Genomic DNA, 24,728 nt, shown 5'->3' with positions numbered 1-24,728 from the left:
CTCGCGCCCCTGGCCTGCTTGCCGCGCCGTGAATTCTCAATGCAACGGCAAGCAGGCCGCGCGCCGACGGCAGCGCGCGTTCAGAGTTGCACTTCAATCGCCGCGATAAGCCGCTTCGAGCGGCGCGATTTCCAGCTTGACCATATTCATCATGGCCTTCATCACGCGGCTCGCCTTAGCCTCGTTCGGGTCGCGCAGCATGTCGCCGAGCACGTCCGGCGCGATCTGCCACGAGACGCCGAACCGGTCCTGAAGCCAGCCGCATTGCCACTCCTTGCCGCCGTCCAGAAGTTTCGTCCAGTAACGGTCGATTTCCTCCTGCGACTTGCAGTGCACGAACAGCGAAATGGCCGGCGTGAAGGGGAACTGTGGGCCGCCGTTCAGCGCCATGAACTCCTGGCCTTCGATCTCGAACGTGATGGCCAGCACGCCGCCCTTCGGCCCGGGTCCGGCGTCCGTGTAATGCATCGTGGTGGCGATGCGGGAATCGGAAAACACGGACGTGTAGAAGCGGGCCGCATGTTCCGCATTGCCGTCGAACCACAGGCACGGCGCAATCTTTTGCATGACGTTTCTCCTCCTTCTCACCGGACGGACCGCGCCTTACTTCATGCAGTCCATGGCTTTCTGGATTTCTTCCGGGCTCAGGTCGCGCTTGTGCGTGGCCAACGACCAGCTATGGCCAAACGGGTCTTTCACCTGACCGTAGCGGTCGCCCCAGAACATGTCGGTGACGGGCATCACAACGGTCGCGCCGGCGTCGACGGCCTGCTTGAAGCTGGCGTCGACATCTTCCACATAGTAGTGAATCGTGACCGGTGTGCCTTTCAGCGAATTCGGGCCGAACGACTGGTGCTCGGGCCATTCGTCGGTCAGCATCAGCATGGAATCGCCGATCTTCAGCGTGGCGTGCATGACCTTGCCGCCGGGGCCGGGCAGGCGGACCTGTTCGACGGCGTTGAAGGCCTTGGTGTAGAACGCGATGGCGTCCGCGGCGTTGGCGCAGATCAGATACGGGGTGAGCGAGTGCATCCCGTCCGGGATCGGTTTGACAGCGTTGCTGGACATGACGGCGACTCCTTGAAGTAACAGGTTCGTGAGGTGAAAGACCGACTCGTCGAGTCAGGTCTTCAACGTTACGACGAGTACATGACCGTTGAATCGACACTCCCGAAAAAATATTTTTGGTCCGGGCGTACGGCGAGCGCCCGGGCGCCTGTTTCAACCAGCCGGATTGTCCTCGTCCGGCGGCGCGGCGGACGGCGCCGGGGTGCCGCCACGCGGCGCGCCGAGAATGCTGATCTGGAACGTCGGCGTCGCCGCGAGCGATTGCAGCGTGGCGTCTTCGGGAATGTGTTCGAACAGCGGCAGAATCACCGAGCCGCCGATCACCGCGCGCCGGCTATCGTCGGCGGGCCGCAAGCCCCATACGTCCTGATAGACGACCGGCACCGCGCTGCCGTTGCGGGTGGTGTTGCCGATATACAGCATCACATGGCCGCCGATGTAGACCAGCGTGCGCAACGGCTCGCCGTGCTGCGCCAGATAGTCGAGCCGCTGGGCGGGCGCGGACGACGACAGGTCGATCATGCGGCCGGCGTTCATCTGCGTGGACGAATGGCGCGGCAGCCAGACGCCGAACGCGGCGAAGATGCTTTGCAGTTCCGACGAACAATCGTTGTAGAGGCCGCTATTGCCCCAGCCGTAGGGGCGGCCGATCAGTGTTTTCATCAGCATCGCCAGATGGCGCGGCGTCGCGGCGAGCGGCGTCGGCGCGATTTGCGCGTCGCTCAGGGCGGCGGTGCGGATCAGTGCCTGGCCGTCGGCGTCGCGCGCCGGGACGAGCACTTGACGCGCAACGGCCGGCTCGGCTGTGTTGCCGGTGTTGCCGGGGTCGCTCGCCACGGGTTTTGCTTGCGCCGGCCGCGCGGCGCTGGCAGGGACGATCGGCAGCAGCGTGCCGGCCGGCGCGTTGAAGCGGAACACGCCGCGGCTGTCGCGCACCGGCGCCGACGCCACGATCACCGCACCGAGCGATTTGCCCGCCGCGGCGCGCCATGTATCGACGAAGCGGTCGTCGGCCATGCCGACACCGTCGCTGCGCACCCAGCCCTGCACGTCGGGTGTCTGCACGTAATGCCACGCGCCGTCGAGGCTGCTGCCGAGCACATACAGCGGCGTGCCGGGCCGCGCGGCCGAGATCTGCAGGTTGTCGAACGGATAGCCTTCGCCGGCCAGATGATGGTCGTAGAACGATGGGTCGGTGGTCGGCAACTCGCGCACCATCAGGTTGCCGGTCGCGATTGCGCGGCGCTGCGGCTGATAAACGGCGATCTGCGCGAACTGCGCGACGTTCATGTTTTGCGCGATGGCGTCGATCCATGCCTTGTCGTGCGGCCGGAAATTTTCTCCGTAACCGATGTCCGCGCCGCTCTTGCCGGTATTGTCGAACTTGCCGATGCGCCGCTGCTGCAGTGCGGCAATGTCCGCGCCTTGCTGGCGATACACCAGCATTGTCACGAAGTTGACATTCCACGGCGAGGGCGCCGCGGTACCGGTGCCGAAGTAGCGCGCGTACAGGGCCTTGAAGTGCGCCTGCTGGTCGGCGGGCCTCAGGAACGGCTGGTCGTAGCCGGGGCTGTCCGGTTCGAGCCAGTGATCGACGTCCTGATCGTAATGTGCGATGGGGAAGAGCGTGACGGTGTCCACCGGCGCGTGCGCGTCGTGCGTCGGCGACGGATTGCTGCAGGCAGTGATCGCCGCGAGCGCGGCACACAACGCGGCGGTGCGGCAGGCGTTCGGCCAGGCGGCGAGGCGGGATTGAACGGCAACGGGCATGAGGTTCGGCGAAGAAGGTCCAGGGCACGATGATACGGTGTCGGCGCATTGTGCAGCATGTCGTACCGGCGCCGCGTTTGCACTCCCAAACACAACGCTTATGTGGTTTCATTGGGGTTCGCGTCGTCCATAGCGGCTGTGCGATATAGCGCTTCACGCGCAGGCTGCCGCAACCGGCGAGCGTTCCACTACGCTCACTGCTTAATCCCAACGGATGGCCTCGAAAGAACGCTCGCTCGAGGCCGCCCAACCAAGGAGAACAACATGCAAACCAGCGCACGCAATCAATTCGCCGGCGAAGTCACCGAACTCAACCATGGCGCCGTCAACGACGAAGTCACGCTGCGCACCCAGGAAGGTCTCGAGATCGTGTCGATCATCACCCACGGCAGCGCGACGTCGCTCGGCCTCGCGGTGGGCAAGAAAGCCTTTGCGCTGGTCAAGGCGTCGTCGGTGATCCTGATGGTCGACATCACGAAGGACCAGGTGTCGGCGCGCAATTGCATCGCCGGTACGGTGTCGGCCGTCACGAAGGGCGCGGTGAATTCCGAAGTGTTGATCAGCGCCGGCGGCGCGCAGATTGCGGCGATCATCACCAATGAGAGCGTCGATCGCCTCGGCCTCGCAAACGGCAAAGCGGCGACGGCGATTTTCAAGGCATCGAGTGTGATCATCGGCGTCGATCAGTAATCGTCGTGTGGTTTTGCCCGTTGGCTTCATGTCCGCGTGGACGCCGACGGGTCTGACGGAACTGCAAGGAAAGAGGGCTTTGCTTCGTGCACCTTGCGCCGCGGCGCCGGCGCGCGCCGTGAAGGAAACCGCGGCTTGCTTTAAACTGCACGACTCGCTGTTCCTCTTTCCGCTTTCATCACGGACGCCGTCATGTTCGAAGTCTCCTCCGCCTCGCATCTGCCCAAAGCCGCGCACTACGAAGAGCTGGTCGCCCAGGCGCGCTCGCTGCTCGCCGACGAAACCGACTGGATCGCCAACGCTGCGAATTTTTCCGCCTTCGTGTTTCATTCCCTCAGTGATCTGAACTGGGCTGGCTTCTATTTCCACGACGGCCGCGAACTGGTTGTCGGACCGTTTCAGGGCAAGCCCGCGTGTGTGCGCATCGCGCTCGGCAAGGGCGTCTGCGGCACGGCCGCGCAAACTCGGCAGACGCAAGTGGTGCGCGACGTGCACGAGTTTCCCGGCCATATCGCCTGCGATTCGGCGTCGCAATCGGAAGTCGTCGTGCCGCTCGTCGCGCCGGACGGCACGCTGATCGGCGTGTGGGATGTGGACAGCCCGATCGTCGCGCGCTTCGACGAAGAAGACGCGAAGGGCATGGAAGCGCTGTGCGCGGTGTTCATCGAAGCGGCGTTGCCGCGCGCCGCGTAAAAAGCGCGGTCGCGGTGCGGCGGCTCGCTATGCTTTTCCGTACATAGAGTCAATGCATTTCAGGGGATGGGTCGGCGGACCTCATCCCGCTATCGTTCTCTCCAACGCGCTCGAGACAGCTCATGAGCGCGACGAACCCCCACCAGGTTCTGGAGACACGCATGAGTTCCGCCACTGCTTTTGCCAACGCTTCGGCCACCACCAGTCCGCTGACATTTCAACGTTCATCCGCCTTACCCCGCAATTGCACGTTCGATAGCCACGCCTGGGAGATTCTCAGCCGCTACTGGCATCCGGTGGCGTTCGCCGCTGAAGTCACCGACAAACCCATCAGCGTGACGCTGCTCGACGAACCGCTCGTGGTGTTCCGCTCGAACGGCCAGCTGGTGAGCACGCGCGATATCTGTCCGCATCGCGGCGCGCCGCTCAGCCAGGGATGGGTCGATAACGGCAACATCGTGTGCCCGTACCACCGCCTTGCCTATAACAGCGAAGGCAAGTGCAAGCACGTTCCATCGCAAACGGACGGCCCGATTCCCGAGCGGCTGCATCTCGTCACTTATGCGACGCAGGAAGCGTACGGACTCGTGTGGGTGTCGCTGGGTGGCGGCATGGAAGCCTTGCCCGCGTTTCCGAACTGGAATGATCCCGACTTCCAGCAGATCCTGCCGCCTGCGATCGACATCAACGCATCGGCGGGACGGCAGACCGAAGGCTTCATCGACGTCGCGCATTTTGCGTGGATTCACCACGACAGTTTCGCCGACCGGCACAACCCGGTGGTGCCGCAGTATGGCCGTGGGAGGCGTGAACTAACCCATAACAATCTTCCGTCTGACCGACCTCACTTTGTGATCGCTCGGTGTCTGAAAGGGGCCGGTCACCTCGAAGGTATCCGTTGATTGCATTCGCGCCGCAAGCTCTCTCGCTTGCTGCTTTTTTTGCCGACAAGGATAGTACGGCGTAGGCTGGAAAAGTTTGCTTAGGAAGCCAGATATTTGGCGACGCTCATGAAGGACCGAATATCCCGGCAATAGCGAGCCTCGTATGGCGCGCGCAAGCGCGAGCGAGCCGGTCGGGAGGATTGGGGATTACACCAAGGAAAACGATTGGCGCGAAGAATGGGGGGCTCGCGAATTCGGCGAGGGCACGAAAGCCCGTTATCATACGCACGGTTGCCCGAAACATCGGACCGGATCTCGGGGTTTCACTATTTGCGCCCGCGCGCAAGAATACGTCCGATCGCTTTCACTACTCAGGAAAAAACAAAAGGCCGGCGCGATGCAAGTCCCCCTCTACGCCGACATGCGTACGCGCGATGCCGCGCTTGCCTCGGCGCCTTACGGCATGTTCATCTGCACCGCGGACGGCACGTTCGAGACCGTCAACGCCGCTTTCGAAAAGCTGACTGGATTTGCAGCGGAAGAACTGATTGGCCGGCGGACTTTCGAGTCTTTGTTCGATCCCGCCGAACTCGCCAAGCGCCGCGGAGAACTGTCGCCGCTTGCCACGGTGACTTCGCGCTATGAGGCCGAATGGAGTTTTTTGCGGCGCAATGGCACGCCGGTTCGCGTGGTGCTGGCGTTGGCGCCGCTCATCGCCGAGCCCGCGCATCCGGGTGGCCTCGCCAGCAGGCCGGCGCGCTACGTGGGCATCGCCATCGACATGACGCGTTACGCGCAATCGGAAGCGCGTCTCTGGTACGTCGCGCATCACGACGGCGTGACTCGTCTGCCCAACCAAACGCTATTTACTGAGCGCCTGGAACTGACGATCGCGCGTTGCCAGCGTAGCGGCAGCGGTTTTACTGTGCTGATCGCCGAGCTCGATCATCTGCGCAAACTACGCGATGCGCTTGGGTTGCATGCGGCCGAACTCGTGCTGCAGATTGTCGGTGAACGGTTGCGCGGTCTCTTTCCGAACGACGGCACGATCGCCTCGATCGGCGGCACGCAGTTCGCCTTGCTGGTCAACGAAACCGGCGCGGCCGCCGATGCGTTCGCCGCCGAAGCACTGGGCCGCATCGCCGAGCCGATCGACTACGCCGGCACTGCCTTGAACATTGCGGCGAGCATCGGCATCGTGGCTTATCCGGCCGACGGCGGCGATGCGCCTACGCTGATGCGTCGCGCGGGCGTGGCGTTGTCGGCGGCTTCGGCGGTGAACGGCAATGCGGTGCGGCGGTTTTCCACCGCGCTGGAAGGTCAGGCGGCGCGCCGCTTCGAACTGCAAACCATGCTGCGCGATGCGATCGAGCGTCAGCAATTGCATCTCGTGTATCAACCGCAGGTGACGCTCTCCAATGGCCGCATCGCGCAAGTGGAGACGCTGCTGCGCTGGAACCATCCGCAGCGTGGCTTGATCAGTCCCGTCGAATTCGTGCCGGTCGCGGAGGAGGCGGGGTTGATCGAGCAGATCGGCGAATGGGTGATTCGGACCGCGTGCCGCGATGCAGGCAATTTATTGAGGCTGACCGGCACGTTGCCGCGCTTCGCGGTGAACGTGTCACCGCAACAGTTCCAGCGACAGGATCTGTTCGAGACGATCCGCGAGGCGTTGGAAGATGCCGCGCTCGACCCTTCATACCTCGAGGTGGAAATCACCGAGGGCGTTTTGCTCGGCGACACCGAACAGGCTGTGCAGACACTTTTTGCGTTGCGCGATCTGGGCGTGGAAGTCGCGGTGGACGACTTCGGCACCGGCTATTCGAGCCTTGCGTATCTGACGCGCTTTCCGCTGAATCGCCTGAAAATCGACCGCTCGTTTGTGATGCGCATGAGCACCGATCCGCAATGCGCGGCGCTGGTCGGCGCGATCATCGCGATGGCGCATGCGCTCAAACTGCGCGTGACGGCTGAAGGCGTCGAAACGGCCGAGCAGGCCGCGCAACTGGAAGCGCTCGGGTGCGATGAAGCGCAGGGCTTCTGGTTCTCGCGTCCGATCACCGTCGCGGCACTGCGTAATTTGCTGAGGCCGTTGGGCACTCTTTGACGCGTAGGTTTGCCGGCGGCATGGATGCATGCTCACACGCATGCTTAGCCATCCCTATCAATTCTTGACCCGATGCAATGCATCGCCGCGATGAACGGCATGCTTGCCACTCTTCTCGCTTTGTACTTCGTAATGTGGGTCAGATGTCGACGCATCGACCGTTCTGCCGTCCATAGTCGTATGGGTAGAAATGACACGCACGATCTTGCCGTGCGTGACGCCTTGCGGCGTGTTCCAACTGACACGGTCGCCAGTCTTCAAATGTTGGGACATGTGGTGCTCCTTTGCCCGTGCTAACGACAGCGTAAACTCCCTTGCTGTAAGGCTTTGCATGATTGCACTGCCCCTGTTCGCATGTTCGAGCAAGCAGCGTGCCTCTGTGCATGAAATGTAAAGGGCGGGAACGTATCCTGCTTCGTTGCGTCAAGACTCCTATACCGTAACGGAACGAAGACTCAAGATGAACGATCTCCTCGCGCGACTCTTTCACTTCCAGCCGTCGTTGCTCGTCACGCTGACGCACGACGCCCTTCATATCGTGCTGGCCGTGCTGATCCTAGTGATTGGCTGGTGGCTCTCGAATCGCGTCGGCGCGATGTTCGCCCGCGCGCTCGCGCGCACGCACGCGGATCCGACGCTCGCGCCGATGCTGGCGGCGATGAGCACCTGGGCCGTGCGAGTGCTCGTGTTCATCGCGGCGCTCAGCGAAGTCGGCATCGCGACCGCGAGCGTGCTGGCGGTGCTCGGCGCCGCCGGCCTCGCGATCGGACTCGCGTTGCAAGGCACGCTGCAGAATATCGCGGCCGGCATGATGCTGTTGATGTTGCGGCCGTTTCGCGTCGGCGATGTGATCGAAGGCAGCGGCGCGGCGGCCGGCATCGTGCGCGAAGTGGGACTCTTCACCACGCGCATTGAGCGCGGCGACGGCAACGCCGTGTTCGTGCCGAATAGCCAGATCTGGAGCAATCCGGTGATCAACTACAGCAGCGGCGGCACGCAGCGCATCGAGGTCGAAGTGGGTCTCGCGCAGCGCAAGGACGTCGACGCCGCGATCGGCGAATTGAAGAAGCTGGTCGCCGACGAACCGCGCGTGCTGAGCGGCGCCACGCTCGCACCGATCGTCACGGTGGCGGACTATCCGGACGATGGCGGCGCGACGCTGCGCATTGCGGCGTGGGTGCGCACACCGGACGCGTCGCTCGCCAGCGGAGACCTGCACGAGCACGCGCAGGCCGCGCTTGAACAGGCGGGCTGCCCGGTCGCGGCGTAGGCCGCCGCGCGGCATTTACCGGGGCCTTTTATCGTTCGCCCGCGCTGCTATAGCGCACGAGGCGCCTCGTGCAAAACGCGTCTCGCCCAAGCGGCTGTATAACCCGCAGTCCGGTCATTCATATTCAACCGGACTTGCCTGGTCCGGCGCCGATGTGCCGACTCAGTGCAGGCGCGGATGGGCGAGGAAGAATCGCACCATTTCCGCGGCGGCGTCGGGACCGGACGGGTCCGTGTACGAACCGTGCTGACTGCCGCCGGACCACGCGTGACCCGCGCCGTGAATCGACCAGGACTCCGCTTCGACGCCGTTGGCGGCCATGTGCCGTTGCTGTGTATAGGTGCGCCGTCCGCTTGCAGCGCCGGATTGCGTGCTGACGGTGGTGGTGCCGGCGTCGAAGGGCGCAACGATCTGCGCCGCGTTCGACGGATGGACTGTCGTGTCAGCGTCGCCATGAAACACGATCAGCGGGCGTTGCGGCGCGGCATGTGTGCGATTGCGTGGCGCCTTGCCGCCTTTCATCGCGGCGAGCGCCGAAGGCAGGCCTTTTGCGCATCCATAGGCGAGGCCAGAGTGCACACCCGCTGCCGCATAAAGATCGGGCGACGTTTTCAGCATGACGTCCGCCATCGCACCGCCCGCCGACAGACCCGCCACATACACGCGCGCCGGATCGACGCGATAGCGCGCCATCACCTCGCGCGTCATGCCGGCGATCAAGGACGGTTCGCCTTGATCGCGTAGCTGATCGGCAGGTTTGAACCAATTCCAGCACTTCGAATGATTGGCCGCTTGCGCCTGATTCGGATACACGACGATGAAGCCGTGACGCTCGGCCATTTCGTTCATGCGCGTGCCGGCGGCGAAGTCGTCGGCGTTCTGCGTGCAGCCGTGCAGCATCACGATCAGCGGCAATGGTTCGGTCTTGTAGACAGCGGGCACGTAGAGCTTGTACTGGCGTTGTCCGGCTGCGTTGCTGAACGTGTGCGTGCTGAAGGTGCCCGGTGTGTCGGCGTCGAAAGTCGGCGCGGCAGGGGCGTGCGGAGCGGGGCTCGCTGGCGTTTGCGGCTGCGTCCACGCTTGCGCCCATTCGCTGGCATTCGAAGGCGTGTGCGGTGTTTGCACCGGGTCCACGTGGACATTGTTCGCGTTGTGGCCCGAGAGCGCGCGCTGAACCGCCGCCGTCGCTTCTTTGGGACCCTTCGTGCGCAATAGCTCGAAGGCGTCTTTCATCGATTTCAGGAAGTCTTCGTTCATTTTCATGATGGTTTGTATTGCCTGTGTGGGGCGTGGTTGAGAGTCGACTGATGGGTCGCCCGTTCAGCCACGGTAATGAGTCGAGCGTCGCGCCTAGCTGATGCGGCCGGCGAGCGCCGCCTTGACCGCGGGCGACGCATGAAAGGCACCGAGCACCACCACCGATGCAATCGTGGCCGCCGCGAGTTCCGGCGGCACATCGGCTGCGATGCTGGCGAGGCCGAGCACGTGAATGTCGAGTTGTTCGTGCGCGGCCTGAGCGGCTTCGAGATCCTGTCGCGAGAAGTGCTGCAGGCCGAGCACCATGGCACGCCGGGTCACCGTTTCCGTGACGACCTGGGCGTGCACCGCGAGCTGGTTGCGGATTGCCGTGCGGATCAGGTCGGTGCGGTTCGAGTAAAAGCCTTCTTCGACCAATAGATCGATCTGGCCGAGGTCGATCGGGCCCAGGTTGATGGTGATTTTTTCGGTCTCGCCGCCTTTGGGGCGCGAGGTGTTGATGAGATTGAGTTTGGGCATTTGCACTCCGGGAGGCATCTAGATACCATCCAATTAACATCCAGTGGGATGGTTATACGCCTCTCGATGGGGTGCGGTCAATGAGGAAATTGGGGGTTCGTTCGGGAGTGGGTGTGGGCGCTAGGCTCGGCGGCGAGGCCTATCGCTTCAATGCTGGGTTGGGTTTGGTCACCGGATTACTCCCGGTGAGCTTTGCGGACCCCGCGACGGGATGGCTGGCGCGGGACGTCGGCTAGGGCAGTCTGGCTAGCAGCCGGTCGTATAGCGATGACGGCAGACGAATCGTTCCCAAGTCGGCACCGCTCTCGTCTCCACCCTCGTAACGCGGTGCATCGCGTTCCCAATAAAGCCTGGCGGGGTCGTCGGTGTAGCTTCTATATGTTTTCTCAGCCAGAAGTTGCTGGCTTGGCTGCTCATAGAGCCGCAAGACAATTTGCGATCCAAGGTAACAGACGCATGCCGTATAGCGGCCATCGGCCGATTGCGCATCGTCGCAGTCTATAGGCTTAACGATCGAACGTAGTCTCGCGCCGTCCCAATAGCTCCAAGCGGAAACGAATGCCGCCACAACGCAGACACCCACAATGGTTCGTTTGACCGAAGTCGTTGCAATCCGTTTGGCCCACTCATTGCGTCCGTCGCTGCTGGTAAGGCTCGGGTGCGGGCGGAATCGATAAGCCCGGCGGAGCTTCGTTCATCGAGATAATCAGATCTGGGACGGGAAGGCACCCGTTCTCAGCGTCACACCGGCTCCAGCGCCATAGAATCTTGTTGATTCTGTAATACGGGATTTTTTCGTAATCAGCGGTCGACATGTTTGTTATTGCCGGGCAATTTTCGAGTCCCGATTAGTGGCCGTTCTCTCGTTTCCGTCATATCGGGAAAGCCATCCTAATCGGTAACCGCGTCTCGAAAAACTGCTTTATGTCGTTTCGCCTAGCACAAACCAATGGAACCGCCAGCCGCGCACGATACCTTGGGCGACATCAATAAAAAGCCGACCATTGCGCGACGTCAACCAACCTACATCAGCACAATATCGTACTGCTCCTGACTCAAATTCGACTCCACCTGCAGCGACACCGGCTTCCCAATAAAATCAATCAGCATCGCCAGATGCTGCGACTCTTCCTCGAGAAACAGATCGATCACCTGCTGCGACGCCACCACGCGGAACTCGCGCGGATTGAACTGGCGCGACTCACGCAGAATCTCGCGCAGCACGTCGTAACACACCGTACGCGGCGTCTTGACCTGCCCCTTCCCCTGGCAAACCGGACAAGGCTCACACAACACATGCGCGAGAGATTCACGCGTACGCTTGCGCGTCATCTCGACAAGCCCGAGCTGCGAGAACCCATTCACCGTCACACGCGTGCGATCGCGCGACAACGCCTTCTTCAGTTCGCCCAGCACCTGATCACGATGCTCGACATTCTCCATATCGATGAAGTCGATGATGATCACGCCACCCAGATTGCGCAGACGTAATTGCCGCGCAATGGTGTGCGCGGCTTCGAGGTTGGTCTTGAAGATCGTATCGTCGAAGTTGCGCGCGCCGACATAGCCGCCGGTGTTCACGTCGATGGTCGTCATCGCTTCAGTCTGGTCGATCACGAGATAACCGCCCGACTTCAGATCCACCCGGCGCGACAACGCGCGCTGAATTTCCGCCTCGATGTTGTATAGATCGAAGAGCGGCCGCTCGCCGGTGTAGTGGTGCAGCTTCGACGACACTGCCGGCGTGAACTCGGCCGCGAAATCCGCCAGCATCTGATACGTCTCGCGCGAGTCCACCTGAATACGGGACGATTCGTCATTGACGAAATCGCGCAGCACGCGTTGCGCGAGATTCAGATCCTGATACAGCAAGCTCGTCGGCGGCATGCGCTGCCCTTGAGACAGAATCGTCGCCCACGTCTTGCGCAGATACGCGACGTCGCCGGCCAGCTCTTCGCTGGTCGCATCTTCCGCGATGGTGCGCACGATGTAGCCGCCTTTCTCGTCGGCGGGCAGCACGGCGGTCAGACGCGCACGCACGGCTTCACGTTCGGCTTCGCTCTCGATCTTCTGCGAGATGCCGATATGCGGCTCCTGCGGCAGATACACGAGCGTGCGCCCGGCAATGCTCACTTGCGTGGACAGGCGCGCGCCCTTGGTGCCGATCGGATCCTTCACGACCTGCACCATCAGCGTCTGCCCTTCGAAGACGATTTTCTCGATCGGTTGATGCGGCGTCTGATGCTGCGGTTCGCCGGCAATGCGCGGATGCCAGATGTCGGCGACGTGAAGGAATGCGGCGCGTTCGAGACCGATGTCGATGAAGGCGGATTGCATGCCCGGCAACACGCGTACGACCTTGCCGAGATAGACGTTGCCGACGCGGCCACGCGACAGAGTTCGCTCGACGTGAAGTTCCTGGACGGCGCCTTGTTGGACCAGCGCGACGCGCGTTTCCTGCGGCGTGACATTGATCAGGATTTCTTCATTCATGGTGTTATTTTAGAAGTCGATGCGCGCTGCACGCAGGAGGGCAGCACATTCAAAAAGCGGCAAACCCATGATACCTGAATAGGACCCGTCGATATGCTCGATAAACTCCGCGGCGCGCCCCTGCACTCCATACGCGCCCGCCTTGCCGAGCGGCTCGCCGCTCGCCGCATAGCGGCGAATCGCGTCTGCGTGCAGTGCAACAAAACGCACCTTCGACACGGATAGCGCGGCCGGCAGCAATGCGCCCTCGGCATCGACCACGGCCACGGCCGTCAGCACTTCGTGGTCGCGGCCGGCGAGGCGCTTGAGCATCGCGACGGCGTCGTCGGCATCGACGGGCTTGCCGAGAATCGCGTCGTCGATCGTGACGGTTGTATCCGCAACCAGAATCGGCCGCGCTGCATGGCCGCCGGCCACGAGGCGCGCGCGTGCCGCATGCGCCTTGGCGACGCACACCCGCTGCACATAGTCGTGCGCGCGCTCGCCGGGCAGCTCGGCTTCGAGCGCTTCCGCGTCTTCATCGGGACGCGGCAGCAGCAGTTCGAAACGCACGCCGAGCTGTTGCAACAGCTCCTGGCGGCGCGGACTCTGCGAAGCGAGATAGACGAACGGATGCAGCGAAGCGGCGGACGTGGACATGAACAGGTCTCGATGAAGCGGATTGTATGAGGGTTCGGCGAGCGTGCCGGTCGAGCGTCGATCAGCGTGTCGTGAACGCTATCGCCGCGCGCACAAAAACACGCGCGTCGACATGCGATTCACTCAGCGCAGGCGATGCGACGGAAAGCGCCAGGTAAGCGCGCGCGGCAACACGCGACAAAGCCGCGCGCTACACACGCCGCCTCGTTCGCTCACACGCGATGATAGGGGTGATTTTGCGTGATGGTCCACGCGCGGTAAAGCTGTTCGGCAAGCAGCACGCGGACCATCGCGTGCGGCAAAGTCAGGCTGGAGACGCGCAGCAGCATATCGGCGCGCGCTTTCAGATCGGGATCGAGCCCGTCGGCGCCGCCGATCAGGAACGCCACGTCGCGGCCGTCCTGCTGCCAGCCGGGCAGGGCGCCGGCGAGCTGCATGGTGGTCCAGTCCTTGCCGCGTTCGTCGAGCGCGACAATGCGCGCGTTCTTCGGCAACGCGGCTTCGATTTTCAGCCGCTCGGCGGCCATCACGCTTTCCGCCGGCCGTCCCGACGAACGCTGCTCGGGTTTGATTTCGCGCAGTTCGATGCGCAGCTCGGGCGGCATGCGCTTCGCGTATTCGTCGAAGCCTGTGGCGATCCAGTCCGGCATCTTGTGGCCGACGGCGAGGATATGCAGTTTCATGACGAAGAGAGTCGCGGACGATTACCGTAAGCCGGCCAAAGCCCGCTTACTTGCGGCGTACGGCCGTCTTGCGCGCGGGCTTCTTCACGGCCGGCGCTGCTTCGTCCTCGTCCTCGTCTTCATCGGGTTCGCTCGAGCGCGCGCCACCGAACGGGTCCGGCGTGGACAGCTTGATGCGCACCGGCTTGTCGCCCCAGATTTCTTCGAGGTTGTAGTACTGGCGCAGGGCCGGCTGCAGGATGTGCACGATGGCGTCGCCGCAATCCACCAGCACCCATTCGCCGATGTCCTCGCCTTCGGTGCTGATGATGTCGCCGCCGGCCTCCTTGACGCTCTCGCGCACGCTCGAAGCGAGCGCCTTGGTTTGCCGGTTCGAGGTGCCGCTCGCGACGATCACGCGATCGAACAGCGCGGTCAGGTGGCTGGTGTTGAACACCTTGATGTCTTGCGCCTTGACGTCTTCGAGAGCGTCGACGATCACGCGTTGCAGTTTGCGAATATCCATGGGGTTACCGGTGGTACAGATGATGTTGAAGAATATAGTCCCACACCGCGGTGGGGACATGGCTCGCCGCCTGGTCTTGCTGTTCGCCGCCCGCGAGGGCAAGCCGCCGGTTCACCTGCTCGCGCAGATGCGCGCGAATGTCGGTGGCCGAAACGTTGAACGCAAGCGTCGTATCGATCAGCAAGTGGCCGCAGGGCGTGGCTTGCAGAACGTCGGCGCGGGCACGGCGCGCGTCGATTTCTTGAGCGACCGCCGGTGGAATCGACGCGAGGTCGAAGCCGGGCCGGGTGGCCGCGCAGATATGGGCGAACTCGAACAGGCGCCGCCAGTCGCGCCATGTGTCGAGATGCACTAGTTGATCCGCGCCGATCAGGAGCGCAATCGAGGCGTCCTCACCTTCGCGTTCACGCCAGCGTTGCAGCGTGTCGAGCGTGTAAGTCGGGCCGTCGTGATCGATTTCGTCGGTCGCGACACGCACGGTCGCGCCCGGCAACACCAGTTCGCTGGCCGCCGCGCGCGTCATGGCAAGGCGATGCACGGCCGGCGAAACGTCCGATTTTTGCCAAGGCTGGCCGGCCGGCAGCAGCACGAGTTCGGTCAGTTTCAGCACATGCGCGAAACGCCGCGCGAGCGCGAGGTGGCCGTCGTGGATCGGATCGAAAGTGCCGCCGAGCAGTCCGATCCGGCGAGGCAGGGCAACAGGATGAGCGTTCGGCTTCAGGTGAAGATCCTTTGTCGTGACGATTCGAGTGATGCGCGGGCGCGGCCCGTCACAGCCACTCGCGCGGCACGAGAAAATCGCTATAAAGACGCGCTTCCGGCGTGCCCGGCTCGGGCTGCCAGTTGTAGCGCCAGTTCACCACAGGCGGCATCGACATCAGGATCGATTCGGTGCGTCCGCCGCTCTGCAGCCCAAACAGTGTGCCACGGTCGAAGACCAGATTGAACTCGACGTAGCGCCCGCGCCGGTAAGCCTGGAAATCGCGCTCGGCTTGACCGTACGGAATGCTGCGGCGCTTTTCGATGATCGGCAGGTACGCTTTGAGGAACGCGTCGCCGACACTCTTGAGCATCGCGAACGATTGGTCGAAGCCCGGCGCCGAGAAATCGTCGAAGAAAATCCCGCCGATGCCACGCGCTTCGTTGCGGTGCTTGAGGAAGAAATATTCGTCGCACCAGCGCTTGAAACTCGGGTACAGGTCCTCGCCATAAGGCAGCAGCGCGTCGCGGCAAGTGCGATGGAAATGCTGCGCGTCTTCCTCGTAGCCGTAGTACGGCGTGAGGTCCATGCCGCCGCCGAACCAGAACACCGGCTCTTCGCCGGCCTTGGTCGCGATCAGCAGACGCACGTTCATATGCACGGTCGGACAGTGCGGATTGTGCGGGTGCAGCACGAGCGACACGCCCATCGCTTCGAAACCCCGCCCGGCCAGTTGCGGCCGCGCCGCGCTCGCCGAACCCGGCAAGGCGTCGCCCGCGACATCCGAGAAACCGATGCCGGCCCGCTCGAAGAAATTGCCGCCTTCCAGAATCCGCGTGCAGCCGCCGCCGCGCAGCTTCTCGCCGGGGACGCGCTGCCATGCGTCGGTTGCGAACGGCGTGCCGTCGAACGCGCCGAGCGTGTCCGCGATATGCGATTGCAGGCCTTGCAGCCAGCTGCGCACGGCCTGTGCGTCGTAGCTCGAATCGGTCATGAATGCAGATGCTGAGGGCGGCACGCTCGTCGTGCCGCGGGTTCTTCGTGAAGGGCGACGGCCGGGCCCGCGTCAGGGTGGAACCTGCGAAGGCGCGGCCATTCAGTTTTTCGCGCCGGGCGGGATACTGCCGCCCTGGTCAGGCCACGTCGGGCCTGCATCGGCCCATATCGGCCCACATGCTGCGATGGGCGCGGTGACCGCGGTCAAACCGGCCGAAAACCCGCAGTGTAGCGCCGTTGGCGCCGCACGCGGGCGAGTGGGGTCATGGCTTAGTGCTTGCCTTCGGTCTTGGCGTCGTGCTTGCGGTTCAACGCACGGTAGCCGATGTCGCGACGATACTGCATGCCGTCGAACGAGATCTGGTTGATCGTTTCGTACGCGACCGACTGCGCGCTGCGCACCGAATCCGCCAGACCGACCACGCACAGCACGCGGCCACCCGAGGTGGTCAACTTGCCGTCCGCCAACGTGGTGCCGGCGTGAAACGTGACCGAATCCGCGGTTTCAGCCGGAATGTCGTTGATGCGGTCGCCCTTGCGCGGCGTGTCCGGATAGTTGTACGCGGCGAGCACGACACCGAGTGCGGTGCGGCGATCCCACTCCAGTTCCACCGTGTCGAGCGTACCGGCGATGGCCTGCTCGACCACCTTCGAATAGTCGCCCTTCAGACGCGCCATGATCGGCTGCGTTTCCGGGTCGCCCATGCGGCAGTTGAATTCGAGCGTTTTCGGGTTGCCTTGCGCGTCGATCATCAGACCAGCGTACAGGAAGCCGGTGTAGCGGATGCCTTCCTTCTCCATGCCGCGCACCGTCGGCAGGATGATTTCGCGCATCACGCGGGCATGCAGTTGCGGCGTGACGATCGGCGCGGGCGAATAGGCGCCCATGCCGCCCGTGTTCGGCCCCTGGTCGCCGTCGAGCAGGCGCTTGTGATCCTGGCTCGAAGCGAGCGGCAGCACATGCTTGCCGTCGACCATCACGATGAAGCTCGCTTCCTCGCCGGCGAGGAATTCCTCGATCACGACACGCGCGCCGGCATCGCCGAGCTTGTTGTCCGACAGCATCATGTCGACCGCGGCGTGCGCTTCTTCCAGCGTTTGCGCGACCACCACGCCCTTGCCCGCGGCGAGGCCGTCGGCCTTGATGACGATCGGCGCGCCCTTGGCGTCGAGATACGCGTGTGCGGCGGCGACGTCGGCGAAGGTTTCGTATTCGGCCGTCGGGATCGCGTGGCGCTTCATGAACGCCTTGGCGAAGTCTTTCGAGCTTTCGAGCTGAGCGGCTTCTTTGGTCGGCCCGAAAATCTTCAGACCGCGCGAGCGGAACAGATTGACGATGCCGGCCGCCAGCGGCGCTTCCGGCCCGACCAGCGTGAAGGCGATCTGTTCTCTTTCGACGAAATCGGCGAGCGCAGCCGGCTCGGTGATGTCGACGTTGCGCAGACGCTCGTCCTGGGCGGTGCCGCCGTTGCCAGGAGCCACGTAGACGAGCTGAACCCGCGGCGATTGCGCGAGCTTCCATGCGAGTGCATGTTCGCGACCGCCGGAACCGACGACGAGTAACTTCATGTGAATCCCCGAGACTTAAAAACCATAAACGGCTGACGCAGCACGCTCAGCCGTGGAATAACGAGGTTCGCATTGGGCCCGCTGCCGGTGACGGCGCAGGGCACAGTGCGAACCCAAGGTGGAAGCGCGGTGCAAAACCACACGCACGTCCGCTCAGCAACGACGCGAGGGTCAACCGGCAGAGGGTGGCGCGGCTCGACACGAGCCCACGCGCCACGCGCCGCCGGGGCGCGCTCATTCGTCGGCGATCGCGGCGTTTGTATAGACTTCCTGCACGTCGTCCAGATTCTCCAGCGCGTCGAGCAGCTTCTGCATTTTCACCGCGTCGTCGCCGGTGAACTCGACTTCCGTCTGAGGTTTCATCGTCACCTCGGCCAGCTCGGCCTTGAAGCCCGCGGCTTCCAGCGCGGACTTCACCTTCGGGAAATCGTTCGGCGGGCACAGCACTTCGATACTGCCGTCTTCATTCGTGACGACGTCGTCGGCGCCGGCTTCGAGCGCGGCTTCCATCAGCTTGTCTTCCGGCGTGCCGGGCGCGAACAGGAACTGGCCGACGTGATCGAACATGAACGACACCGAGCCGTCCGTGCCCATGTTGCCGCCGTTCTTCGAGAACGCGTGACGCACTTCCGCCACCGTACGCGTGCGGTTGTCGGTCATGGTGTCGACGATCACCGCCGCGCCGCCGATGCCGTAGCCTTCGTAGCGGATTTCTTCGTAGCTTGCGCCGTCAACACCGCCCACGCCACGCTGGATCGCGCGGTTGACGTTATCTTTCGGCATGTTGGCGTCGTACGCCTTTTCGACGGCGAGCCGCAGGCGCGGGTTCGAGTCGATGTCGCCGCCGCCCATGCGAGCCGCGACCTGGATTTCCTTGATGAGCCGCGTCCAGACCTTGCCGCGCTTGGCGTCGGCCGCTGCTTTCTTATGCTTGATGTTGGCCCATTTCGAATGACCCGCCATACCTTTCTCCATCGCGCGCGCCAGTGGGGCGCACGCATTGTGCAATTGTCGTTGCGATGCCGGGCGCTTGCGCGTGTTTGCGTGTTTTGCGCCTCGATGTCAAACCGTCCGCTGCCTGACTGTCCGGCTCAACTGTTCGTTGCTACCGCCTGTGAGTAACCGTGCGCAACCAAGCGTTGCGAGCCTGATCACGCCCAGCCGGGCCCGGCTAGCGGGCCCGCGGGTTGGCAGCGCGATTGGAACGGGGCGGTGCGGCTGGCACGCGGCAAACGCCGCGCCGGCCTGCCAGGCCCCGCGAAAGGCGCGGTGCGCCAGGCGGTGGTGCGAGTTGAGCCGCTCTTTGAGCGGATTCGAATTTTATCACGCCGCGGGGGTGCGGCAGAGGGCGAGATAGCGGCAAACGCTGTGAAAAGTGCGCAACAGCAGCGTCTGATGCTCGCCGTCACGCAGTTTTCAGGCCGCTTTCAATTTTTCGTGCCGAACAGGCGGTCGCCGGCGTCGCCGAGACCCGGCACGATGTACGCGTGCTCGTTCAGATGCGAATCGAGCGAGGCGACATACAGCTTGACGTCCGGATGGGCGTCCTGAAACACCTGCACGCCTTCGGGCGCGGCGACCAGCGCCAGGAACAGGATGTTCTCGCCGGCCACGTTGCGGCGCTTGAGCACGTCGACCGCGTGCACGGCGGAGTAGCCGGTCGCGACCATCGGATCGCACAGAATGAACACGCGGTCTTCGAGGTCGGGCAGGCGCACCAGATATTCGACCGGCCGATGGTCCTCGGCGCGATACACGCCGATGTGGCCCACCCGCGCCGACGGCACCAGCTCCAGCAGGCCGTCCGACATGCCGATGCCGGCCCGCAGCACCGGCACGATCGCCAGCTTCTTGCCGGCGATCACCGGCGCGTCGATCTCGACGAGCGGCGTGGTCAGGCGGCGCGTGGTCATGGGTAGATTGCGGGTGATTTCGTAGCCCATCAGCAACGTGATTTCGCGCAGCAGTTCGCGGAACGTGCGAGTCGAGGTATCCCGGTCGCGCATATGCGACAGCTTGTGCTGGATCAGCGGGTGATCGAGGATGAAGAGATTGGGAAAACGGCTGTCCTGGGTCATGGCGGGTGCGCACGGGGCGGCTAGAGGGATCGGTTCGGCGCGCCGCACGGCCGGTGAACCGGCTGGCTGGCGGACGCGCCACGGCGCAAGTTTACCGAAAGAGTGCCGCCCGAAGATACCGGAGATTGCAGCGGCCCGGCGCAGTCCGGCACCGATTCTTCTAGAATCGGGGAAACTTTGCCGCGAGAGGGCATCCAGAGCTGTCGCTTCGCGCCAGACGCCTAGGCGCAGAAAACTTGGGACGGCCCGGCGTTTCTCACGAGGCACACTTTCACGAGGAGAACATTGATGGACATGGGAATCGCAGGACGCACCGCGCTGGTCTGCGCGGCCAGCAAGGGTTTGGGGCGCGGCTGCGCGGAAGCGCTTGCCGCCGAAGGCGTCAACCTGACGATCGTCGCGCGCACCGCTGAGACGCTGGAGGCGACCGCGGCGGAGATTCGCAAGCAAAGCGGCGTGGAAGTGAAGACGGTGGCCTGCGACATCACCACGCCGGAAGGCCGCGCCGCGGCGCTCGCCGCCTGTCCGCAGCCGGACATTCTGGTCAACAACGCGGGCGGTCCGCCGCCGGGCGACTTCCGCAACTTCACGCATGACGACTGGATCCGCGCGCTCGAGAGCAACATGCTCACGCCGATCGAGCTGATTCGCGCGACCATCGATTCGATGAGCGCGAACGGTTATGGGCGCATCGTCAACATCACGAGTTCGGCGGTGAAGGCGCCGATCGACGTGCTCGGTTTGTCCAATGGCGCGCGCTCCGGGCTGACCGGCTTCGTCGCGGGACTCGCGCGCAAGGTCGCGCCCACCGGCGTGACCATCAACAACCTGCTGCCGGGTCTGTTCGACACCGACCGCATCGGCGTCACGTTCGAGGCGCAAGCCAAGGCGCAAAACATTTCCGTCGACGAGGCGCGCGCGCAGCGCACGAAGACGATCCCCACCGGCCGCTTCGGCACCCGCGAGGAATTCGGCGCCGCCTGCGCCTTCCTGTGCAGCGTGCATGCCGGCTATATCACCGGGCAGAACTTGCTGATCGACGGCGGCGCCTATCCGGGCACCTTCTGAACGGCCCGCATTCAAGCATCACCACAACAACGACAATCACAACGGTTTCAGGAGTCTTACGTCATGACCACCCGTATCGCGCTGATCGCGCACGATCATAAAAAAGACGACATCGTCAAACTGGCCGGCGAATACGTCGACACGCTGCGGCGCTGCGACATCGTGGCGACCGGCACGACCGGCGGGCGTATCGCCGACGCGCACGGGCTCTCGGTCGAACGCATGTTGTCCGGCCCGCACGGCGGCGACCTGCAGATCGGCGCGCAACTCGCGGAAGGACGCGTGGACATGGTGATCTTTCTGCGCGACCCGATGACGCCGCAGCCGCACGAGCCGGACATCAACGCGCTGGTGCGCGCGTGCGACGTGCACAACATTCCGTGCGCGACCAACATTTCGACGGCGCGCATGGTGCTCGACTCGTTGACCTTGCGTCTCACGCAACAGATTTGAGCTCGCACTCTCGACCCGATCAAGCGACACCCAACCTCAAGGAGACATGATGGTCAAAGCAATCCGATTCGATAAAACCGGCGGCCCCGAAGTGATGAAGTGGGTCGACGTCGAAGTCGGTGAGCCGGGCGCGGGCGAGATCCGTGTCCGGCAGACGGCGGTCGGGCTGAACTATATCGACGTGTACTTCCGCAAGGGTCTGTATCCGTTGCCGTTGCCGGGCGGTCTCGGCATGGAGGCGGCCGGCGAAGTGACGGCGCTCGGTTCGGGCGTGACCGGCCTCAAGGTAGGCGATCGCATCGCCTACGTGGGGCGTCCGCCCGGTGCGTACGCGCAGGAGCGCGTGCTGCCGGCCGTGCAGGTCGTGAAGGTGCCCGACGCCCTGAGCGACGAGCAGGCCGCCTCGGTGATGCTGCAAGGCCTGACCGCGCAATATCTGCTGCGCCGCACGTATCCCGTGAAAGCCGGCGACACGATCCTGATTCAGGCCGCGGCGGGCGGCGTGGGTCTGCTGGTGTGCCAGTGGGCGAAGGCGCTCGGCGTGACGGTGATCGGCACGGTCGGCTCGGATGAAAAAGCGGAGATCGCCACGGCGCACGGCTGCGATCACGCGATCGTCTACACGCGCGAGAACTTCACCAAGCGCGTGCGCGAGATTACCAACGGCGCGGGCGTGCCGGTGGTGTACGACTCGATCGGTAAAGACACGTTTACGGCCTCGCTCGATTGCCTTGCGCCGCTCGGCATGTTCGTGAGCTTCGGCAATGCGTCGGGGCCGTTGCCGCCGATCGATTCGTCGGAGTTCGCCGGACGCGGTTCGCTGTTCTTCACGCGCCCGACGCTCTTCACTTATATAGCCAAACGCAGCGACTACGAGGCGATGTCCACCGAATTGTTCGACGTGCTGGTGTCGGGCAAGGTCAAGACGAGCATCAATCAGCGTTATGCGCTCTCGGATGTCGGCCGCGCGCACGCGGACCTCGAAGGGCGCCGCACGACGGGCTCGACGGTGCTGCTGCCGTAACGCCCATGACGTGAGCGCGACGGCAGCCGTCGTATAAAAACCGCGCTCATTCGAGCTCGCGCCAGGGCCGGAGCCGAACCGGCGCGGCATGCCGCAAAACCACGCCCAGCAGGCACAAGGCCGTTCCATCGCAGGATGGAACGGCCTTGTCCGTTTACGCAATTTTTATATACGCCCCCCCATCTTTGACCAGCCCTTTACACGGATCGGCATAACGTTGCGGCTATCCAAAGTCCGTGAATGGAGACCAAAAATGGATGTGCTGTATGTCGGGGGGCTGGTGCTGTTTTCCGCGCTGACCTTCGCGTTGATTATCGGCTGCGAGAAGTTGATGCAGTTTCGCCGTGGGCAGGGAGCGCGCTCATGAACTGGATTCTCTGGTTGTCCGGCGCCGCGACCGCGTTGCTGTTTGTGTACCTGGTCTATGCGCTGTTGCGCGCGGAGGACATTGAATGAACTCGAACAATGTCCTGCAAGCGGGCCTCTTCATCGTCGTGCTGCTGGCAGCCGCGGTGCCGATGTCCCGCTATCTGAGCGCCGTGATGGACGGCAGCTCGCGCGTGGTCCGCTTCGGCGGTCCCGTCGAACGTTTCCTGTATCGCATCGCGGGCGTCGATTCGTCGACGGAAATGAGCTGGAAGCACTATGCGATCGCCACGATCGCGTTCAACGTGCTCGGCGTGGCGTTCCTCTATGTGTTGTTGCGCGTGCAAGGCTGGCTGCCGGCCAACCCGCAGCAGTTCGGCCCGATGACGGTCGACGGCGCGTTCAACACGGCCGTCAGTTTCGTGTCGAACACGAACTGGCAAGACTACTCGCCTGAGCAAACCGTCAGCTATCTGACGCAGATGCTCGGCTTCACCGTGCAGAACTTCCTTTCGGCGGCCACCGGCATCGTAGTGGTGATCGCACTGATTCGCGGCTTCGCGCGTCACACCGCGCAAACCATCGGCAACTTCTGGGTCGATATCACGCGCGTGACGCTCTATGTCTTGCTGCCGATGTCGGTCATCGTCGCGGCTCTGCTGATGAGCCAGGGCGTGGTGCAGAACTTCAAGGCCTATCAGGACGTGCCGACGCTGCAAACCACCACGTATGCCGCGCCGAAACTCGACGCGCAAGGCAATCCGGTGAAGGACGCCAAGGGCAACCCGGTGACCGTCGATACGCCGGTGAAAACGCAGACGCTCGCGATGGGCCCGGTTGCTTCGCAGGAAGCGATCAAGATGCTCGGCACCAATGGTGGCGGCTTCTTCAACGGCAACTCGGCGCATCCGTATGAAAACCCGACCCCGTTCTCGAACTTCCTGCAGATCTTCTCGATCCTGATCATCCCCGCGGCGCTGGCGCTGGTGTTCGGCCGCATGATCGCCGACCGCAAGCAGGGCGTGGCCGTGCTCGCCACCATGACGATCGCGTTTGCGGTCTGCGTGTTCGGCGAGATCAGCTCGGAGCAGGGCGGCAATCCGGCCATCACCGCATTGCATGTCGACCAGTCGGCCAATGCGCTGCAGTCGGGCGGCAATGCGGAAGGCAAGGAAACGCGCTTCGGCATCGCGCAGTCGGGCATCTTCACGGTTGCGACCACCGCGGCTTCGTGCGGCGCGGTTGCCAACACGCATGACTCGCTGACGCCGATCGGCGGCCTCTATCCGATGCTGCTGATGCAACTCGGCGAAGTGATCTTCGGCGGCGTGGGTTCCGGTATGTACGGGATGCTCGTGTTCGCGATGCTGGCCGTGTTCGTGGCGGGCCTGATGATCGGCCGCACGCCGGAATACGTCGGCAAGAAGATCGAAGCGTACGAGATGAAGATGGTGTCGATCGTCGTGCTGCTCACGCCGCTGCTGGTGCTGGTCGGCACGTCGATCGCGGTGTTGAGCGACGCGGGCAAGGCGGGCATCGCCAACCCCGGCGCGCACGGTTTCTCCGAAATCCTCTACGCGTTCAGCTCGGCGGCCAATAACAACGGCAGCGCGTTCGCGGGTCTCACGGTGAGCACGCCGTTCTACAACTGGCTCACGGCGATCGCGATGTGGTTCGGCCGCTTCGGCACGATCATTCCGGTGCTCGCGATTGCCGGCTCGCTGGCCGCGAAAAAGCGCATCGGCGTGACGGGCGGCACGCTGCCCACGCACGGCCCGCTGTTCGTCGTGCTGTTGCTCGGCACGGTGCTGCTGGTCGGCGCGCTGACTTATGTGCCTGCGCTCGCGCTCGGTCCTGGTGTCGAACATCTGATCATGATGGGCGCGCATTGAGGCG

At 63.6% G+C, this 24,728-nt stretch carries 26 protein-coding genes; 11 read left to right on the top strand and 15 right to left on the bottom strand.

Features of this window, described 5'->3' with window-relative positions:
• Nucleotides 1–93 precede the first annotated feature (93 nt).
• From P0D80_RS25145 to P0D80_RS25135, 3 genes are all read right to left on the bottom strand, one after another.
• Nucleotides 94–567: a VOC family protein gene (locus P0D80_RS25145; protein WP_408287258.1), complete on the bottom strand. Its 474-nt coding sequence runs from the start codon at nucleotides 565–567 to the stop codon at nucleotides 94–96.
• Between the two features lie 36 nt (nucleotides 568–603).
• Nucleotides 604–1,068, bottom strand: a complete 465-nt coding sequence (locus P0D80_RS25140; protein ID WP_132375317.1) for a VOC family protein — start codon at nucleotides 1,066–1,068, stop codon at nucleotides 604–606.
• A 153-nt stretch (nucleotides 1,069–1,221) separates the two neighbouring features.
• Entirely contained in the window at nucleotides 1,222–2,838 is a 1,617-nt protein-coding gene (locus P0D80_RS25135) for an SH3 domain-containing protein (protein ID WP_408287256.1), read from the bottom strand.
• Nucleotides 2,839–3,102: 264 nt separating this feature from the next.
• Here P0D80_RS25135 and P0D80_RS25130 point away from each other — a divergent pair, with 264 nt between their 5' ends.
• The 4 genes from P0D80_RS25130 to P0D80_RS25115 all read left to right on the top strand — a co-directional run bounded on the left by P0D80_RS25130 (nucleotide 3,103) and on the right by P0D80_RS25115 (nucleotide 7,212).
• Entirely contained in the window at nucleotides 3,103–3,528 is a 426-nt protein-coding gene (locus P0D80_RS25130) for a TOBE domain-containing protein (RefSeq protein WP_408287253.1), read from the top strand.
• Between the two features lie 192 nt (nucleotides 3,529–3,720).
• A complete protein-coding gene (gene msrC / locus P0D80_RS25125; RefSeq protein WP_132375312.1) occupies nucleotides 3,721–4,221 on the top strand; it encodes a free L-methionine (R)-S-oxide reductase MsrC in 501 nt (166 codons plus the stop codon).
• Between the two features lie 161 nt (nucleotides 4,222–4,382).
• Nucleotides 4,383–5,123 carry a Rieske 2Fe-2S domain-containing protein gene (locus P0D80_RS25120; RefSeq protein WP_408287249.1) on the top strand — a complete coding sequence of 247 codons (741 nt, stop codon included), beginning with the start codon at nucleotides 4,383–4,385 and terminating at the stop codon, nucleotides 5,121–5,123.
• 379 nt (nucleotides 5,124–5,502) lie between these two features.
• Complete coding sequence (locus P0D80_RS25115; protein WP_408287246.1) at nucleotides 5,503–7,212, top strand: putative bifunctional diguanylate cyclase/phosphodiesterase; 1,710 nt, start codon at nucleotides 5,503–5,505, stop codon at nucleotides 7,210–7,212.
• A gap of 57 nt (nucleotides 7,213–7,269) precedes the next feature.
• On the opposite strand, the gene P0D80_RS25110 is transcribed toward P0D80_RS25115, so the two are convergent.
• A complete protein-coding gene (locus tag P0D80_RS25110; RefSeq protein WP_408287244.1) occupies nucleotides 7,270–7,485 on the bottom strand; it encodes a hypervirulence associated TUDOR domain-containing protein in 216 nt (71 codons plus the stop codon).
• A 187-nt stretch (nucleotides 7,486–7,672) separates the two neighbouring features.
• On the opposite strand from P0D80_RS25110, the gene P0D80_RS25105 reads away from it, so the two are divergent.
• On the top strand, nucleotides 7,673–8,482 hold the full coding sequence (locus tag P0D80_RS25105; protein WP_132375306.1) for a mechanosensitive ion channel family protein: 810 nt from the start codon (nucleotides 7,673–7,675) through the stop codon (nucleotides 8,480–8,482).
• A 162-nt stretch (nucleotides 8,483–8,644) separates the two neighbouring features.
• Here the strand turns inward: P0D80_RS25105 and P0D80_RS25100 are convergent, their stop codons facing one another.
• The 11 genes from P0D80_RS25100 to upp all read right to left on the bottom strand — a co-directional run bounded on the left by P0D80_RS25100 (nucleotide 8,645) and on the right by upp (nucleotide 19,921).
• Complete coding sequence (locus P0D80_RS25100) at nucleotides 8,645–9,745, bottom strand: extracellular catalytic domain type 1 short-chain-length polyhydroxyalkanoate depolymerase (protein ID WP_408287241.1); 1,101 nt, start codon at nucleotides 9,743–9,745, stop codon at nucleotides 8,645–8,647.
• An 87-nt stretch (nucleotides 9,746–9,832) separates the two neighbouring features.
• Entirely contained in the window at nucleotides 9,833–10,258 is a 426-nt protein-coding gene (locus tag P0D80_RS25095; RefSeq protein WP_408178002.1) for a ribbon-helix-helix domain-containing protein, read from the bottom strand.
• A gap of 1,023 nt (nucleotides 10,259–11,281) precedes the next feature.
• Nucleotides 11,282–12,751, bottom strand: a complete 1,470-nt coding sequence (rng, locus tag P0D80_RS25090) for a ribonuclease G (protein WP_012432329.1) — start codon at nucleotides 12,749–12,751, stop codon at nucleotides 11,282–11,284.
• A gap of 9 nt (nucleotides 12,752–12,760) precedes the next feature.
• Complete coding sequence (locus P0D80_RS25085) at nucleotides 12,761–13,390, bottom strand: Maf family protein (RefSeq protein ID WP_408287238.1); 630 nt, start codon at nucleotides 13,388–13,390, stop codon at nucleotides 12,761–12,763.
• A 212-nt stretch (nucleotides 13,391–13,602) separates the two neighbouring features.
• Nucleotides 13,603–14,073: a 23S rRNA (pseudouridine(1915)-N(3))-methyltransferase RlmH gene (rlmH, locus tag P0D80_RS25080; protein WP_091795971.1), complete on the bottom strand. Its 471-nt coding sequence runs from the start codon at nucleotides 14,071–14,073 to the stop codon at nucleotides 13,603–13,605.
• 46 nt (nucleotides 14,074–14,119) lie between these two features.
• The gene (gene rsfS, locus P0D80_RS25075; protein ID WP_132375298.1) at nucleotides 14,120–14,578 is read right to left on the bottom strand and encodes a ribosome silencing factor; all 459 of its coding nucleotides are present in this window, start codon (nucleotides 14,576–14,578) and stop codon (nucleotides 14,120–14,122) included.
• 4 nt (nucleotides 14,579–14,582) lie between these two features.
• Nucleotides 14,583–15,332 carry a nicotinate-nucleotide adenylyltransferase gene (locus tag P0D80_RS25070; RefSeq protein WP_408178071.1) on the bottom strand — a complete coding sequence of 250 codons (750 nt, stop codon included), beginning with the start codon at nucleotides 15,330–15,332 and terminating at the stop codon, nucleotides 14,583–14,585.
• A gap of 16 nt (nucleotides 15,333–15,348) precedes the next feature.
• The gene (hemF, locus tag P0D80_RS25065) at nucleotides 15,349–16,272 is read right to left on the bottom strand and encodes an oxygen-dependent coproporphyrinogen oxidase (RefSeq protein WP_408287234.1); all 924 of its coding nucleotides are present in this window, start codon (nucleotides 16,270–16,272) and stop codon (nucleotides 15,349–15,351) included.
• A 272-nt stretch (nucleotides 16,273–16,544) separates the two neighbouring features.
• Nucleotides 16,545–17,843, bottom strand: a complete 1,299-nt coding sequence (gene purD / locus P0D80_RS25060; protein ID WP_408287231.1) for a phosphoribosylamine--glycine ligase — start codon at nucleotides 17,841–17,843, stop codon at nucleotides 16,545–16,547.
• Nucleotides 17,844–18,077: 234 nt separating this feature from the next.
• On the bottom strand, nucleotides 18,078–18,806 hold the full coding sequence (locus tag P0D80_RS25055; protein ID WP_408178029.1) for a YebC/PmpR family DNA-binding transcriptional regulator: 729 nt from the start codon (nucleotides 18,804–18,806) through the stop codon (nucleotides 18,078–18,080).
• A gap of 464 nt (nucleotides 18,807–19,270) precedes the next feature.
• Nucleotides 19,271–19,921 carry a uracil phosphoribosyltransferase gene (gene upp / locus P0D80_RS25050; RefSeq protein WP_011487457.1) on the bottom strand — a complete coding sequence of 217 codons (651 nt, stop codon included), beginning with the start codon at nucleotides 19,919–19,921 and terminating at the stop codon, nucleotides 19,271–19,273.
• A gap of 288 nt (nucleotides 19,922–20,209) precedes the next feature.
• Between upp and P0D80_RS25045 the strand changes: the two genes are divergently transcribed.
• The 6 genes from P0D80_RS25045 to kdpA all read left to right on the top strand — a co-directional run bounded on the left by P0D80_RS25045 (nucleotide 20,210) and on the right by kdpA (nucleotide 24,724).
• Nucleotides 20,210–20,989: an SDR family oxidoreductase gene (locus tag P0D80_RS25045; RefSeq protein WP_132376945.1), complete on the top strand. Its 780-nt coding sequence runs from the start codon at nucleotides 20,210–20,212 to the stop codon at nucleotides 20,987–20,989.
• A 63-nt stretch (nucleotides 20,990–21,052) separates the two neighbouring features.
• Nucleotides 21,053–21,442 (top strand): methylglyoxal synthase, encoded by a 390-nt coding sequence (locus tag P0D80_RS25040; protein ID WP_132375292.1) that lies wholly within the window; start codon nucleotides 21,053–21,055, stop codon nucleotides 21,440–21,442.
• Between the two features lie 49 nt (nucleotides 21,443–21,491).
• Nucleotides 21,492–22,466: a quinone oxidoreductase family protein gene (locus P0D80_RS25035; RefSeq protein WP_408287226.1), complete on the top strand. Its 975-nt coding sequence runs from the start codon at nucleotides 21,492–21,494 to the stop codon at nucleotides 22,464–22,466.
• A 253-nt stretch (nucleotides 22,467–22,719) separates the two neighbouring features.
• Nucleotides 22,720–22,833: a potassium ABC transporter ATPase gene (locus P0D80_RS25030; RefSeq protein ID WP_132375289.1), complete on the top strand. Its 114-nt coding sequence runs from the start codon at nucleotides 22,720–22,722 to the stop codon at nucleotides 22,831–22,833.
• Entirely contained in the window at nucleotides 22,830–22,922 is a 93-nt protein-coding gene (gene kdpF / locus P0D80_RS25025; protein ID WP_011487462.1) for a K(+)-transporting ATPase subunit F, read from the top strand. The genes P0D80_RS25030 and kdpF overlap by 4 nt, the downstream gene beginning before the upstream one ends.
• Entirely contained in the window at nucleotides 22,919–24,724 is a 1,806-nt protein-coding gene (kdpA, locus tag P0D80_RS25020; RefSeq protein ID WP_408287223.1) for a potassium-transporting ATPase subunit KdpA, read from the top strand. The genes kdpF and kdpA overlap by 4 nt, the downstream gene beginning before the upstream one ends.
• Nucleotides 24,725–24,728 lie beyond the last annotated feature (4 nt).

Origin of the sequence: Paraburkholderia sp. RL17-373-BIF-A, from assembly GCF_046030175.1 — a bacterium.
Lineage (GTDB): Bacteria > Pseudomonadota > Gammaproteobacteria > Burkholderiales > Burkholderiaceae > Paraburkholderia.
The sequence above is the reverse complement of the archived record's forward strand: the minus strand, read 5'-3'. Positions and strand labels throughout refer to the sequence as shown.

Coding starts and splice junctions, on each gene's coding strand:
- P0D80_RS25145 (WP_408287258.1), bottom strand. CDS start 567: ATGCAAAAGATTGCGCCGTGCCTGTGGTTCGACGGCAATGCGGAACAT.
- P0D80_RS25140 (WP_132375317.1), bottom strand. CDS start 1,068: ATGTCCAGCAACGCTGTCAAACCGATCCCGGACGGGATGCACTCGCTC.
- P0D80_RS25135 (WP_408287256.1), bottom strand. CDS start 2,838: ATGCCCGTTGCCGTTCAATCCCGCCTCGCCGCCTGGCCGAACGCCTGC.
- P0D80_RS25130 (WP_408287253.1), top strand. CDS start 3,103: ATGCAAACCAGCGCACGCAATCAATTCGCCGGCGAAGTCACCGAACTC.
- msrC (WP_132375312.1), top strand. CDS start 3,721: ATGTTCGAAGTCTCCTCCGCCTCGCATCTGCCCAAAGCCGCGCACTAC.
- P0D80_RS25120 (WP_408287249.1), top strand. CDS start 4,383: ATGAGTTCCGCCACTGCTTTTGCCAACGCTTCGGCCACCACCAGTCCG.
- P0D80_RS25115 (WP_408287246.1), top strand. CDS start 5,503: ATGCAAGTCCCCCTCTACGCCGACATGCGTACGCGCGATGCCGCGCTT.
- P0D80_RS25110 (WP_408287244.1), bottom strand. CDS start 7,485: ATGTCCCAACATTTGAAGACTGGCGACCGTGTCAGTTGGAACACGCCG.
- P0D80_RS25105 (WP_132375306.1), top strand. CDS start 7,673: ATGAACGATCTCCTCGCGCGACTCTTTCACTTCCAGCCGTCGTTGCTC.
- P0D80_RS25100 (WP_408287241.1), bottom strand. CDS start 9,745: ATGAAAATGAACGAAGACTTCCTGAAATCGATGAAAGACGCCTTCGAG.
- P0D80_RS25095 (WP_408178002.1), bottom strand. CDS start 10,258: ATGCCCAAACTCAATCTCATCAACACCTCGCGCCCCAAAGGCGGCGAG.
- rng (WP_012432329.1), bottom strand. CDS start 12,751: ATGAATGAAGAAATCCTGATCAATGTCACGCCGCAGGAAACGCGCGTC.
- P0D80_RS25085 (WP_408287238.1), bottom strand. CDS start 13,390: ATGTCCACGTCCGCCGCTTCGCTGCATCCGTTCGTCTATCTCGCTTCG.
- rlmH (WP_091795971.1), bottom strand. CDS start 14,073: ATGAAACTGCATATCCTCGCCGTCGGCCACAAGATGCCGGACTGGATC.
- rsfS (WP_132375298.1), bottom strand. CDS start 14,578: ATGGATATTCGCAAACTGCAACGCGTGATCGTCGACGCTCTCGAAGAC.
- hemF (WP_408287234.1), bottom strand. CDS start 16,272: ATGACCGATTCGAGCTACGACGCACAGGCCGTGCGCAGCTGGCTGCAA.
- purD (WP_408287231.1), bottom strand. CDS start 17,843: ATGAAGTTACTCGTCGTCGGTTCCGGCGGTCGCGAACATGCACTCGCA.
- P0D80_RS25055 (WP_408178029.1), bottom strand. CDS start 18,806: ATGGCGGGTCATTCGAAATGGGCCAACATCAAGCATAAGAAAGCAGCG.
- upp (WP_011487457.1), bottom strand. CDS start 19,921: ATGACCCAGGACAGCCGTTTTCCCAATCTCTTCATCCTCGATCACCCG.
- P0D80_RS25045 (WP_132376945.1), top strand. CDS start 20,210: ATGGACATGGGAATCGCAGGACGCACCGCGCTGGTCTGCGCGGCCAGC.
- P0D80_RS25040 (WP_132375292.1), top strand. CDS start 21,053: ATGACCACCCGTATCGCGCTGATCGCGCACGATCATAAAAAAGACGAC.
- P0D80_RS25035 (WP_408287226.1), top strand. CDS start 21,492: ATGGTCAAAGCAATCCGATTCGATAAAACCGGCGGCCCCGAAGTGATG.
- P0D80_RS25030 (WP_132375289.1), top strand. CDS start 22,720: ATGGATGTGCTGTATGTCGGGGGGCTGGTGCTGTTTTCCGCGCTGACC.
- kdpF (WP_011487462.1), top strand. CDS start 22,830: ATGAACTGGATTCTCTGGTTGTCCGGCGCCGCGACCGCGTTGCTGTTT.
- kdpA (WP_408287223.1), top strand. CDS start 22,919: ATGAACTCGAACAATGTCCTGCAAGCGGGCCTCTTCATCGTCGTGCTG.